13 protein-coding genes are annotated in these 11,897 nt (G+C 70.2%); 6 read left to right on the forward strand and 7 right to left on the reverse strand.

All coding sequences use genetic code 11. The annotated features are described in order from the left end of the window. Positions 1-268 precede the first annotated feature (268 nt). Complete coding sequence (locus tag QF027_RS27895; protein WP_306978016.1) at positions 269-901, reverse strand: HAD family acid phosphatase; 633 nt, start codon at positions 899-901, stop codon at positions 269-271. A gap of 373 nt (positions 902-1,274) precedes the next feature. Between QF027_RS27895 and QF027_RS27900 the strand changes: the two genes are divergently transcribed. Beyond that, positions 1,275-1,823: a M23 family metallopeptidase gene (locus QF027_RS27900; RefSeq protein ID WP_306978014.1), complete on the forward strand. Its 549-nt coding sequence runs from the start codon at positions 1,275-1,277 to the stop codon at positions 1,821-1,823. 12 nt (positions 1,824-1,835) lie between these two features. On the opposite strand, the gene QF027_RS27905 is transcribed toward QF027_RS27900, so the two are convergent. Then, positions 1,836-2,432 (reverse strand): TetR/AcrR family transcriptional regulator, encoded by a 597-nt coding sequence (locus tag QF027_RS27905; RefSeq protein ID WP_306978013.1) that lies wholly within the window; start codon positions 2,430-2,432, stop codon positions 1,836-1,838. 144 nt (positions 2,433-2,576) lie between these two features. Here QF027_RS27905 and QF027_RS27910 point away from each other — a divergent pair, with 144 nt between their 5' ends. From QF027_RS27910 to QF027_RS27925, 4 genes are all read left to right on the forward strand, one after another. Then, the gene (locus QF027_RS27910; RefSeq protein ID WP_306978011.1) at positions 2,577-4,142 is read left to right on the forward strand and encodes an MDR family MFS transporter; all 1,566 of its coding nucleotides are present in this window, start codon (positions 2,577-2,579) and stop codon (positions 4,140-4,142) included. A 105-nt stretch (positions 4,143-4,247) separates the two neighbouring features. Continuing rightward, a complete protein-coding gene (locus QF027_RS27915; protein WP_307077810.1) occupies positions 4,248-4,739 on the forward strand; it encodes a helix-turn-helix transcriptional regulator in 492 nt (163 codons plus the stop codon). Further along, positions 4,736-5,170, forward strand: a complete 435-nt coding sequence (locus tag QF027_RS27920) for a VOC family protein (protein WP_306978008.1) — start codon at positions 4,736-4,738, stop codon at positions 5,168-5,170. The genes QF027_RS27915 and QF027_RS27920 overlap by 4 nt, the downstream gene beginning before the upstream one ends. Next, on the forward strand, positions 5,161-6,051 hold the full coding sequence (locus QF027_RS27925; protein ID WP_307082514.1) for a class I SAM-dependent methyltransferase: 891 nt from the start codon (positions 5,161-5,163) through the stop codon (positions 6,049-6,051). The genes QF027_RS27920 and QF027_RS27925 overlap by 10 nt, the downstream gene beginning before the upstream one ends. 119 nt (positions 6,052-6,170) lie before the next feature. On the opposite strand, the gene cseC is transcribed toward QF027_RS27925, so the two are convergent. The 5 genes from cseC to QF027_RS27950 form a co-directional block, all read right to left on the reverse strand. After that, entirely contained in the window at positions 6,171-7,505 is a 1,335-nt protein-coding gene (gene cseC / locus QF027_RS27930; RefSeq protein WP_306978006.1) for a two-component system sensor histidine kinase CseC, read from the reverse strand. A 16-nt stretch (positions 7,506-7,521) separates the two neighbouring features. Further along, positions 7,522-8,226: a two-component system response regulator CseB gene (gene cseB / locus QF027_RS27935; protein WP_307077812.1), complete on the reverse strand. Its 705-nt coding sequence runs from the start codon at positions 8,224-8,226 to the stop codon at positions 7,522-7,524. A gap of 66 nt (positions 8,227-8,292) precedes the next feature. Next, positions 8,293-8,970, reverse strand: coding sequence for a hypothetical protein (locus QF027_RS27940; RefSeq protein WP_307077814.1), 678 nt, complete (start codon positions 8,968-8,970; stop codon positions 8,293-8,295). Next, positions 8,955-9,497, reverse strand: a complete 543-nt coding sequence (locus QF027_RS27945; RefSeq protein WP_020122536.1) for a SigE family RNA polymerase sigma factor — start codon at positions 9,495-9,497, stop codon at positions 8,955-8,957. The genes QF027_RS27940 and QF027_RS27945 overlap by 16 nt, the downstream gene beginning before the upstream one ends. A gap of 235 nt (positions 9,498-9,732) precedes the next feature. Further along, positions 9,733-10,674 carry an A/G-specific adenine glycosylase gene (locus tag QF027_RS27950; protein WP_307077815.1) on the reverse strand — a complete coding sequence of 314 codons (942 nt, stop codon included), beginning with the start codon at positions 10,672-10,674 and terminating at the stop codon, positions 9,733-9,735. Between the two features lie 345 nt (positions 10,675-11,019). On the opposite strand from QF027_RS27950, the gene QF027_RS27955 reads away from it, so the two are divergent. Beyond that, on the forward strand, positions 11,020-11,871 hold the full coding sequence (locus QF027_RS27955; protein WP_306977997.1) for a hypothetical protein: 852 nt from the start codon (positions 11,020-11,022) through the stop codon (positions 11,869-11,871). Positions 11,872-11,897 lie beyond the last annotated feature (26 nt).

Here is an 11,897-nt window from a genome sequence, read left to right on the forward strand (position 1 = left end):
AGGTCGGCGACAGGCAGTGGGGCGTGCCGGTCGGGGCCGTACGCCGGGGAGGGCGGTTCTGCTGGGGACTCGGCGGGCGCGCGGATCCTGGTGCGGGCCAGGGCGCGGGCCTCCTTCCCGCCGAGAGTGCGCTGCTCGCCCCGCAGGAGACGCGGGCGGAGAACCGAACGGGTTTGTCCACCAGGCCGGACGCAGGTTTGGTGCCGAGTACCGCCGGCTCCATCCGCCACCCCCGTGTGGGCCGCGACGGATGGAGCCCAGCCGGAGGTCAGGACAACTGGCCGTCGTAGTCCGGGAGTTTGTAGGTCTTCTCGGCGTGGCCGCCCGACAGGTCGGTGGCGCTGTTGCCGATGTTCGCGATGATCGTGTAGCCCTTGTTCTCGATGTCGACGCGCTGGGCGGTCTTGTAGGCGGCGACGTCCTTGAAGAGGTCGATGAAGTTGCGCACGTAGAGGCCGCTGACCTGGTAACCGACCTGCCTGAGGTTGTAGTTGGTCACCGAGGCGATGATGTCGGGGCGGGCGGTCACGAAGAACAGGGACACGCCGCGCTCCTGGGCGTACTTCGCGACGTCCAGGACGGGCTTGTTGGCCGGTGCGGGGTAGCTGAAGCCGAAGTCCGTCTCCAGGGTGGTGTTGTCGATGTCGAAGACGATCGCCTGCTTCTCGCCGGGCCTGGTGGCGGCGATACGTGTCTTCAGGTAGGGGAGGGCCTGGTCCATCACGGCCTGGCAGTCGGTCTGCCAGGTGGCGTAGTCGACGTCTTCGGCGGCGGCCGTCGCGGTCGGGGAAGCGCTGGTGGTCGTCGTCGCGGCCTCGGCGGGGACGGCCAGGGCGACGAGTGCGGCTGCGGAGACGGTGCTTACGGCGATGCGGTGCGCCCAGGGGCGTCGGCTTGTCACGGTGGTGGGGGTCCTCTCACGTCCGGAAACGCTGCAGTTGTCCCGTGCATGTTTGTTGGTGAGGGTGGCGCGAGGGGAACCGTAGGGTTACTGGTTGGTAGGAAGCCAGAGGCGTGCGTCACATGGCATGGCTTTTGCCTTCGGGCCGCCGGTGACTTGCCGCACAGGTGATTTGTCCGTTACTAGGCGGAATAGTGGCGAGATCCTGGGAGGAACAGGACTTCTCGCACGGCCTGGCGAGACCTATTACTATGGTTCGTCGTAGATGTGCTGTTTGGGGGTTTTTGAACCCCGGGGGTACCAAGGGTTGTCCCATCCGGGCGCCGCTGTGCGCCGGATGGTTTTTCCTGCCCCCGGCTTCGATGAGGTTCTGATGTTCCAGCGCGCCTTCAACCGCTCTTCCCGTACGTCCCTGCTCCGCACCCGTGTGGCCGTCGTGGCCGCGTCCGTCGGGACGACGGTCGCGCTGGGGGCCGGAGTCGCTTCGGCCGCGTCCTCCTCGGCCTCCTGGGTCGACCCGGTGAAGAAGTACACGCTCAGCGCGAGCTACGCGCAGTCCGGGAGCATGTGGCACTCCAAGCACAGCGGGCAGGACTTCGCCGTGCCGAGCGGTACGACCGTCGTCGCCGCGCACGGCGGGACCGTCGTCAAGGCGGGTCCGGGGGGTGCCGGTGACGGTGCCGCCTACGGCAACGCCATAGTGATCAAGCACGGCAAGGGGAGGTACTCGCAGTACGCCCACCTCTCCCGGATCAAGGTTCACGTCGGCCAGGTCGTCAAGACCGGTCAGCGCATCGCCCTGTCCGGCAACACCGGCAACTCCAGCGGCCCGCACCTGCACTTCGAGATCCGCACGACCGCCAACTACGGCTCTGCGATAGACCCGGTCGCCTTCCTGCGGGCCAAGGGCGTCAAGGTCTGAGCGGCCGACCGCCTACGCGTGCGCACTGCCCCGGTGGGCCTGGGTGACCAGGTCCGTCGCCACCTCCAGGACCGCCTTGCGCTTGGCCTCCGGGTCGGCGGCGATGTCCTGGAGGAAGAACATCCCGGCGTGCATCGTGAAGATCGCGCTGACGCAGCGGACCTGGTCGGTCAGGTCCGCTTCCGGATCGATGATGATCTCGCGCAGACCCTGCATGCGCTCCTTGAACGTCTCGCCGACGCGCAGTTCGCGGACCGCCGCCTGGTTCTCCTGCATGAAGCGGAACAGCGGTGCCGCGCCGGCCAGGATCTCGCTGTAGCGCCGTACGATCTCCTGCTTGGTCTCCAGCGTGTGCGGCTGCTTCCTGCCCCACTCGATCAGGTCGAGGATCGGCTGCGTCAGATCGTCGAAGATGCTGACGAGGATCTCTTCCTTGGTCTTGAAGTGGTAGTAGAGCGCAGCCTTGGTGACGTCGAGGTGCTCGGCGATCTCCCGCAGGGACGTCTTCTCGTACCCCTGCTCCGCGAAGAGTCCGAGAGCCACGTCCTGGATGCGCTGGCGCGTGTTGCCGCGGCGCTGCTGCTTCGTGACGTCCATGGTGCCGCCCATCCTCGTGCCTCCTCGGCTTTCCATAAAACTTACTTGACGCCCGGCTAGTTACCCGTCTAACTTCCCCAGTGTAGACAACTAGCCGGGCGGCAAGTAAGTGCCCCGGCGGGGGCAGTACCGCAGGACCTCAGGGGAGTGGGAACGATGGCGGACACACAGACGGTCGAGACGGAGCCGGACAAGAAACAGCGCAGCGTGCGGGTCGTCCTGCTCGCGCTGATGATCACCATGATGCTCGCCATGCTCGACAACATGATCGTGGGCACCGCGATGCCGACGATCGTGGGCGAGCTCGGCGGACTCGAACACCTCTCGTGGGTCGTGACGGCCTACACGCTGGCCACCGCGGCCGCCACCCCGCTCTGGGGCAAGCTCGGCGACATGTACGGCCGCAAGGGCGTCTTCATGACGTCGATCGTGCTCTTCCTGATCGGCTCCGCGCTCAGCGGTATGGCCCAGGACATGGGGCAGCTCATCGGCTTCCGGGCCGTGCAGGGCCTCGGCGCCGGCGGTCTGATGGTCGGCGTCATGGCGATCATCGGTGACCTGATCCCGCCCCGGGAGCGCGGAAAGTACCAGGGCATGATGGCCGGCGTCATGGCGCTCGCGATGATCGGCGGTCCGCTGGTCGGCGGCACCATCACCGACAACTGGGGCTGGCGCTGGTCCTTCTACATCAACCTGCCGCTCGGTGTCGTGTCGCTCGGCCTGATCAGCGCGGTGCTGCACCTGCCGAAGAAGCGCGCACAGGCCCGTATCGACTACCTGGGCGCCGCCCTGCTGACCGTCGGCATCACCTCCATCGTGCTGGTGACCACCTGGGGCGGCACGGAGTACGCCTGGACCTCCGCGCGGATCATGGAGCTGATCGGCATCGGTGTCGCCGCGCTCGTCGGATTCGTGTTCTGGCAGACCAAGGCGGCCGAGCCGGTCGTACCGCTGCACATCTTCCGCAGCCGCAACTTCACGCTGATGTCGATCATCGGCTTCATCACGGGCTTCGTGATGTTCGGCGCCACCCTCTTCCTGCCGCTGTACCAGCAGGCCGTGCAGGGTGCCTCCGCGACCAACTCCGGGCTCCTCCTCCTGCCGATGCTCGGCGCGATGCTGGTGACCTCGATGGTCGCGGGCCGGATCACCACCGACAGCGGTCGGTACTACGTCTTCCCGGTCGTCGGCAGTGTCCTGATGGTGATCGGCCTGTACCTGCTGTCGACCATGGACACCGGAACCTCGCGATTCACCTCCGGTGTCTTCATGGCCGTCGTCGGACTCGGCATGGGCTGCCTGATGCAGATCACCATGCTGGTCGCGCAGAACAGCGTGGACATGAAGGACATGGGCGTCGCGTCCTCGTCCACCACCCTCTTCCGTACGCTCGGCTCCTCCTTCGGTGTGGCCATCATGGGCGCGCTGTTCAACCACCGGGTCCAGGACGTCATGGCCGAGCGCGGCGGCGAGCAGGGCGCCAAGGTGACCGAGCAGTCCGCGACGGTGAGCGCAAAGGGCCTGGAGAAGTTGCCGGACACGGTGCGCGAGGCCTACCAGTTCGCGGTGTCGGCCGGCACGCACTCGGCGTTCCTGCTCGGCGCGATCGTCGCCGTGGTCTCGCTGGTGGCGGCGGTGTTCGTCAAGGAGGTGCCGCTGAAGGGCGCGGGACCGCAGAAGTCGGCGGACGACGCGGCGCCGGCTCCGCTGGTCGAGGTCTGAACCGACCCTGCTGAACCGAAGGCCCCCGGACGGTGTCCGCCCCGGGGGCCTTCTCCGTGCGCGCTCGCGGGGTCGATGTCAGTGCCGCGTGCCACCATCGGCCTCATGGACAAGGTGCGGCAGATCCGGCTCGCCAAGGACGCCATGGACCGCGACTGGGCCGATCCGGACCTGGACCTGGACGCCGTCGCGGCGCATGCCGGGTACTCGCGCTATCACTTCCTCCGGGCCTTCAAGGAGGCGTACGGCGAGACGCCCGGGCAGTACCTCACGCACCGGCGGATCGAGCGGGCCGAGGAGATGCTGCGCGGGGCCGATCTGAGCGTCACCGAGATCTGCCACCTGGTCGGTTTCAGCAGCCTCGGCACCTTCTCCGCCCGCTTCAAGGCGCGGACCGGGCTCACCCCGAGCGAGTACCGCACCCGGCACGTGGGCCGCGGCGCCTCCCTGATCCCCGGGTGCTACGCCATGCTCTGGGCCGGCGGGTTCCCCACCGCGAGAATCGCGAAGAGGACCGCAACTTTGAAGAAGCGGCCCGGCCCTGGCCCTGCCTACGGTGACGGAGAGGAACCGGACGACAGGAGGGCAGAGCCATGATCCAGGGACTGGGCATCGCCACCGTATGGACCTTCGACCAGCAACGCACGAAAGCCTTCTTCACCGAGAAGCTCGACTTCGAGGTGCGCAGCGAGGTCTCGATGGGCGAGATGACATGGGTCACCGTCAGCGCCAAGGAGCAACAGGGCGTCGAGCTGGCGCTGATGAGCCTCGACGGCCCGGGCCTGGACCCCGAGTCCGCCGAGGCGCTGAAGAAGCTCGTCGGCAAGGGCGTGATGGGCGCCGGAGCGTTCCGTACGGATGACTGCCGCGGTGACTACGAGACGTTCCGGGCGCGCGGGGTGGAGTTCGTCCAGGAGCCGCAGGAGCGGCCGTACGGCATCGAGGCGATCTTCCGCGACGACAGCGGCAACTGGTACTCGCTGACCCAGCGCAGCGAGGAGCTGGACTTCTCCAAGGACTGGGCGTGACAAAGGACGTGGTCGAGGCCGACCACACGGCCGTACGGGTCGCCCTCTGGCGAGCCCTGCACGTCCGCGCGGATCCGCCGCCGCATGTCCTGGAGGACGAGATCGGGATGCGGCTCGCGGACCCGGACGACGGCTGGCGCGACCGCCCCGACATGGACGTGGACGCCACGCGCCGCACCCGCGCGTCGATCGTGGCCCGGGCCCGGTTCGTCGAGGACCTGGTCGTCGAGGCGGTCGGGCGAGGGGTGGACCAGTACGTCGTCCTCGGCGCCGGTCTCGACACGTTCGCCCAGCGCAGGCCCGAGGTAACCGAGTCGAGCGGACTGCGGGTCTTCGAGGTCGACCGGCCCGGCCCGCAGGCCTGGAAACGGCGGCGGCTCATGGACCTCGGGCTCGGCGTCCCCGAGTGGCTGCGGCTCGTGCCGGTCGACTTCGAGGGGGACTGGTGGGGGCGGCTCCTCAAGGCGGGGCTCGACCCCGCGCGGCCCGCGGTGGTGGCCTCCACGGGCGTCACCATGTACCTCACCCGGGAGGCGGTCGCGGCCACGTTCCGCCTGGTCGCCGGGCTCGCTCCGGGTTCCACGCTGGTCACGACCTTCCTGCGGCCGTTGGAGGACGTCGAGCCGGAGCAGCGGCCACAGCTCGAGGCCGCCGTCGCGGGCGCGCGGGCCGCGGGGACGCCGTTCCTGAGCTTCTTCCGGCCGTCCGAGATCCTGGCCCTGGCCCGCGAGTCCGGCTTCCGTGAGGCCCGGCACGTGCCGGCGGAGGAGCTGGACCGGCGCTACTTCGGGGGGCGGACGGACGGGGTACGACCGTCCAGGGGAGAGGAGCTGATGCTGGCGCAGGTCACGGCAGCATCGGGTGGCTTCCCGTGGCCGTAGGCGCGTGTTCCGGCAGTCACAGCACGGCCACCGCGACTTTCGCCGGGGCGCCCTTCGGGGGCGGGCGGATGGAGACGGGGTACGACCGTCCAGGGGAGAGGAGCTGATGCTGGCGCAGGTCACGGCAGCATCGGGTGGCTTCCCGTGGCCGTAGGCGCGTGTTCCGGCAGCCACAGCACGGCCACCGCGCCCTCCGCCGGTGCGCCCTCCGGCGGGCCGACGGGGCGGACGTTGCGGAACGTCAGCCGGGCCCCCAGCACCCGTGCCTGCCCCGCCGCGATGGTCAGTCCGAGCCCGTGGCCGTGGCCCGCGCGGTCCGCGCTGCCCGTACGGAAGCGGCTCGGGCCGTCCGCGAGGAGGTCCTCGGGGAAGCCGGGGCCGTGGTCGCGGACGCGGATGACCCGGCCCTCGACGGTGACCTGGACCGGCGGCTTGCCGTGTCGGGCGGCGTTGGCCAGGAGGTTGAACAGGACGCGCTCCAGGCGGCGCGGGTCGGTCGTGACCTCCGACTCGTGCACCACGCGCACCTCGATCTCCGGGTCCTTGGCCGCCACCCGCCGGGCGACGAACTCGCCGAGCAGGATGTCCTGGAGCTCCGCCCGCTCGGAGGCGCCGTCGAGACGGGCCACCTCCAGGACGTCCTCGACGAGGGTGCGCATGGCTTTCGCCCGGTCCAGGACCAGTTCCGTGGGCCGGCCCGGAGGCAGCAGTTCCGCCGCTGTCAGCAGGCCCGTCACCGGTGTCCGCAGCTCGTGCGCGATGTCCGCGGTGACCCGGCGCTCGGCCTCCAGCCGCTGCTGGAGAGCGTCCGCCATGGCGTCCACCGCGCTGGCGAGGTCGTCGGTCTCGTCCCGTACGACCCCGCCGATCGCGTCCCGCACCCGTACGTCCGTCTCGCCCTTGGCCATCTGGTTGGCCGCGGCCGCCGCCTTCCGCAGCCGCCGTGACAGCTGCCCGCCGATGAGCACGCCGAGCGCGCTGCCGCCGAGGACCACCGCGATGGAGCCGATCACCAGGGCCTGGTCGAGGTCGTTGAGGATGTCGGTGCTGCGGTCGGTGAACCCGGTGTGCAGGGACAGCACATGGCCGCCCTTGACCGGGACGGCCGCCCAGATGTCCGGGCCCCGGTCGGGCCGGTCGGAGACGTACGTCGCCCGGCGGCCCTCCTCGACCTTCTCGAGCAGGGCGGGCGGCAGACGACGGTCGTCGACCGCGATGCTGGGGAAGTTCGGCTTGCCGGTCAGCTCGTAGTTGCGCTGGGCGATCTGGATCCGCTCGTCCGCGAGGTCACGCGCGTTGTCCAGCATCGAGACGCGCGCCGCGTTGTGCACGACCAGACTGAGCGCGACCGCCACGAGCGCGCCGACCAGCGCGATGGCCGCGCTCAGCTTCCATCTCAGCCCGGTCCGCACGGCCAGCCGATCCGCCACCGGGCCCCGAAGGATCCCCCGCATACCCCAGGTCCCCCGCTCAGGCCTTCAACTTGTAGCCGAAGCCACGGACCGTCTCGATCCGGTCCTGGCCGATCTTCGTCCGCAGCCGCTGCACATGGACGTCGACGACCCGGGTGTCACCGCCCCAGCCGTAGTCCCACACCCGCTCCAGGAGCTTGTCACGGGACAGGACCGTGCCGGGCGCGGAGGAGAACTCCAGGAGCAGCCGCATCTCGGTCGGGGTGAGCGCGACCGGCTGCCCGGCCCTGCGCACCTCCATGCCCTCGGTGTCGATCTCCAGCTCGCCGAAGGACAGCACGCCCCCGGCGGCCGCGTCCGCGCTCTCCTCGCCCCGGTCGGCCCCGCCCGCGTGCCCGAAGCGGCGCAGCACCGCACGGATCCGGGCGACCAGGACGGCACCGTCGAACGGCTTGGTGACGTAGTCGTCGGCGCCGGCCTCCAGACCGAGTACCACGTCGATCGAGTCGGCGCGCGCCGACAGCATGATCACCGGCACGGTGGACTCGTCGCGGATACGGCGGCACAGGCTGACCCCGTCCAGGCCCGGCACCATGACGTCCAGCAGGGCGATGTCGGGGCGGTCGGCCCGGAACGCCTCCAGGCCCGACAGGCCGTCGGGCATGGCGGTGACCGCGAAGCCGTCCCGCTCCAGGGCGAGTTGGGTGGCCTCGCGGATGACGTCGTCGTCCTCGACGAACAGCACGTGGGTCTGGTCTGCCATCCGGGTGCTCTCACTCTTCGGTGTCGATGCGGTCACTGGGGGATCGTTCCGGGCGGCCCGATCGGTTCAGTTGTCGGGCACCGGCGTCGGATCCGCGTCGACGGCATTGCTGTAGTCGCTGTGCGTCCGGTACACAGCGGCGAACTTCCCCGAGGCCCAGCGGTACGTGATCACATTCTCGCCGGACGGGTCCGACACCGCGTCACCCTTCTCGTACACCTGTTTGGTCACCACCAGGTCGCCGCGGTCGATCTCGGCGTAGACCGGAGGCTCCTCGGTCTGGAAGACATTCTGGTACGAACCGCCCTGCTCGCGATACACGTACGAACCGACACCCACCAGATCCGCGCAGGTCACGACGTTGACGACGACGTCGTCGGCCGAGCCGCCGGTGAGGTCGCCGTAGAACAGGTCGACCGGGTACTGGTGGGCGCCACAGGGCTCCAGATCGCGCTTGACCGCCTCGGAGACCTTGGGGTCCGACCTGAGGAGAGCGACCGCGTCCTTCCGGTCCAGACGCGGGGAGGTCAGGGCGGACGGCAGGGCGGAGGGTGAGGCGCCGCCTTCCGCGACCGCGTGTGCCGGACCCTCGTCACGGGTGCCGGTGCCGCCGGTGGCGCAGGCGGAGACGAAAAGGGCGAGGGCGGCCAGCACGACCACCGCCGTGCTCGCCGCCTGGAGGATCCCCCGGACCGGAGTGAGGTCCGGCCGGGTGGGCCCGGGCTCCGTCAGGCCGCCGCGCAACGCTCCCGCTCCTCACGCTCCAGCGCGCGTGCGTCCAGGTCGCGGGCCTCCAGCTCCTCGCGGAGCCGGGCGAGCGCCCGGTGCAGCGTGCTCTTGACCGTTCCGGCCGACATGCCGAGGGCGGCGGCCGTCTCCTCCGTGGACATCTGCTCCCAGTGTCGCAGCACCACGACACTGCGCTGTTTGGGGGCGAGCACCTTCATGACGTCCATCAGCAGGGCGCGGTCCGCGTGCTGCTCGGTGGAGTCGTCGACCGAGGCGTCCGGGAGCTGCTCGGTCGGCACCTCCTCCAGCTTGCGCGCCCGCCACCACTCCGTGCGGGTGTTGATCATCACCCGGCGCAGATAGGCGTCCGCGAGCCGCTTGTCCTCGATGGTCTCCCAGCGGCCGTACGTCCGCACGAGCGCCGTCTGGAGCAGGTCCTGCGCGTCGACCGGGTCCGGGACCAGACGGCGTGCGCTGCGCAGCAGCGCGTCCTGCCGGGTGCGGACGTACTCCTCGAACTCGAGCACCTCGCCCTGCGCCATGTAGACCGCCTCCTGATCCCCGTTCCGGCAGTCCCTGCCGGTTCTCATCGCGTGTGCGCCGCCTGGTGTGCGGCATGGCAATCAAGCTACGGAGCTGTTGTCACGGGGCTGTGCGGAGCAGCGCGCGGCTGGCAATAGGCTGTCCGTCGGTTGTGTAACGGAAGCCGAAAAGGGGTAAACCGGCGCGGTGATTCGCGCCGGTTCAGGGGGATTTGCCGGTTGGCTCCGTGTCGGGCTACGTCAACGGCAGTCGATACAAACCACCCGACAGGGGCTCCACGAGCCCGTCCGCGACGAGACCGTCCAGCGCCCGCGCACGCTGTACCGGTTCGTCCCACACCCGGTCGAGAACCGCCTGCGGCACCGGCGCATGAGCCTCCCGCAGCACGGCGAGCAGCTTGCCGCGGACCTGGCGGTCGGTACCGGCGTACGTCTGCCCGCGCCGCGGCGGCCCGTCGTGCTCGGGCTTGCCCGCGAGCCGCCAGGCGCACTGGGCGGCGATGGGGCAGCGCTCACAGGTCTCGTTCTTGGCCGTGCACACCAGTGCGCCCAGCTCCATCGAGGCGGCGGCCCAGCGTGCGGCGGTGCTCTCGTCCTCCGGCAGCAGCGCGCGGGCGAGCTTGCGCTCGGCGGCCGTCGTGGCGTTCGGCGGGTACCGCACGCCGGTCACCGCCCGCGCGAACACCCGCCGCACATTGGTGTCCAGCACCGCGTGCCGCTGCCCGTACGCGAAGGAGGCGACGGCGGCGGCCGTGTACTCGCCGATCCCGGGCAGCGCGAGCAGCTGCGCATGGTCCGTCGGTACGTCACCGCCGTGCCGTCCCGTTATGGCGACCGCGGCGCCGTGCAGCCGCAGCGCCCGGCGCGGATAGCCGAGCCGGCCCCAGGCGCGCACGGCCTCGCCGGGCGCCTCCGCGGCCAGATCGGCGGGCCGTGGCCACCGCGCGAGCCACTGCTGGTAGACCGGCAGCACCCGGTTCACGGGCGTCTGCTGGAGCATGAACTCACTGACCATCACCCCCCACGGCCCGGCCTCGGGCCGCCGCCACGGCAGATCCCGGGCGTGCTCGTCGAACCAGTCGATGACGGGGGAGTGCAGGCCCGCTCCGGGAGGAGCGTCGATGATGGCGTCGGCGGGGCTGCTGGGCTGGGGCTGGGGCTTCGTGGGCGCAGTCATGGCCTTCCGATCCTGCCATGCCGGGGGTGGCGGGCGGGTGTTCTGAGGGACGGGTCGCTCGGACCGGATGTACGCCACAGTCGTGGCCAGAGGTGCAAGGCTGCGATCGCGAACACGCCGTACGTCCATGTCCCGCCCGTGGGTCGCCGGCCCGAGGGGGTGACCTTCCTGGTCACGGACCGTGAGGTGCGAGCCGGTTCGGTCACGATCCGCTGTCGGCACGTGTCAGGCCTGGCGGAAGTCCCGGGCGGGACTGCCGTTTCCGGAATGATGATCCTGAAAAGTTGTGTCGCCCGGCGGCGGGTGAGGGCGGTGAAGTCGCCGATCTCTCGTACAGTTTGCGCCGTGGGATCTCTGCGCAATCCGGTCGGGCCGCTTCCCTCCTCCATCTACTGGCGACGGAGGGCCGTCATGCTGTCCGTCCTCGCCGTGCTGGCGCTGCTGATCGCATGGATCGTCAGCTCCGGCGGCGGAGGCGGAAAGAACGGCGCGGACGGCTCCAACGGCAAGCATCCCACCCCCTCGACGATCACCCCGGGGCCGTCCGGTTCCGGCCCTGCGATCAGTCAAGCGCCGGGCGGACGCGACGAGTCGACGACCGGCGGAGGCACCGGCGGCGGTTCGGGACCGGGCTCGGGCTCCGGTTCCGGGGCCGGAACGGGGGGCAGCTCGGGCGTCGGTGGTGAGACCGGTACGGGCGGCTCCGCCGGGGCAGCCGGAGCCGGTGGCGCGGGGAGTGCCGGTACGGGTGCCGGAGTGGGGCAGGACGACACTCTTCCGGCCGGCTCCACGCTGCCCAACTGCACCGCCGGTGCGGTGAAGTTGAGCGTGCGGAGCCTGCGCAACGCCTACGGCCCCGGCCAGACGCCCACGTTGCTGCTGACCGCGACCAACTCCTCCGGCAGTGACTGCAAGGTCGATCTGGGGCCGAAGAACGCGGTGTTGACGATCACTCAGGCCGGCGAGGACGACGCGTACTGGTCGTCCGCCGACTGTCCTGTGACCGGGGGCCACCTCGTCTACCGGGCTCCGGCCGGCAGCAGCATCACGTACACCGTGAAGTGGGACCGTAAGCCGAGTGCTCCGCAGTGTGCGACGCCTGCGGCGGGGTCGGCCGGGGCGGGGACGTACCTGGTGGAGGTCAAGGCGCCGGGGTATGCGACTGCGCAGGCTTCGTTCGTGCTGGAGAACGACTAGTCGGAGAACGACTGGCCGGAGAACGG

Origin of the sequence: Streptomyces canus, from assembly GCF_030816965.1 — a bacterium.
GTDB classification, from domain to species: Bacteria; Actinomycetota; Actinomycetes; order Streptomycetales; family Streptomycetaceae; genus Streptomyces; species Streptomyces canus_E.

What these genes read in the sequence shown, in the direction of transcription:
- QF027_RS27900 (WP_306978014.1), top strand. Translation starts at nt 1,275, where the DNA reads ATGTTCCAGCGCGCCTTCAACCGCTCTTCCCGTACGTCCCTGCTCCGC.
- cseB (WP_307077812.1), bottom strand. Translation starts at nt 8,226, where the DNA reads ATGGCAGACCAGACCCACGTGCTGTTCGTCGAGGACGACGACGTCATC.
- QF027_RS27910 (WP_306978011.1), top strand. Translation starts at nt 2,577, where the DNA reads ATGGCGGACACACAGACGGTCGAGACGGAGCCGGACAAGAAACAGCGC.
- QF027_RS27915 (WP_307077810.1), top strand. Translation starts at nt 4,248, where the DNA reads ATGGACAAGGTGCGGCAGATCCGGCTCGCCAAGGACGCCATGGACCGC.
- QF027_RS27945 (WP_020122536.1), bottom strand. Translation starts at nt 9,497, where the DNA reads ATGGCGCAGGGCGAGGTGCTCGAGTTCGAGGAGTACGTCCGCACCCGG.
- cseC (WP_306978006.1), bottom strand. Translation starts at nt 7,505, where the DNA reads ATGCGGGGGATCCTTCGGGGCCCGGTGGCGGATCGGCTGGCCGTGCGG.
- QF027_RS27905 (WP_306978013.1), bottom strand. Translation starts at nt 2,432, where the DNA reads ATGGGCGGCACCATGGACGTCACGAAGCAGCAGCGCCGCGGCAACACG.
- QF027_RS27950 (WP_307077815.1), bottom strand. Translation starts at nt 10,674, where the DNA reads ATGACTGCGCCCACGAAGCCCCAGCCCCAGCCCAGCAGCCCCGCCGAC.
- QF027_RS27920 (WP_306978008.1), top strand. Translation starts at nt 4,736, where the DNA reads ATGATCCAGGGACTGGGCATCGCCACCGTATGGACCTTCGACCAGCAA.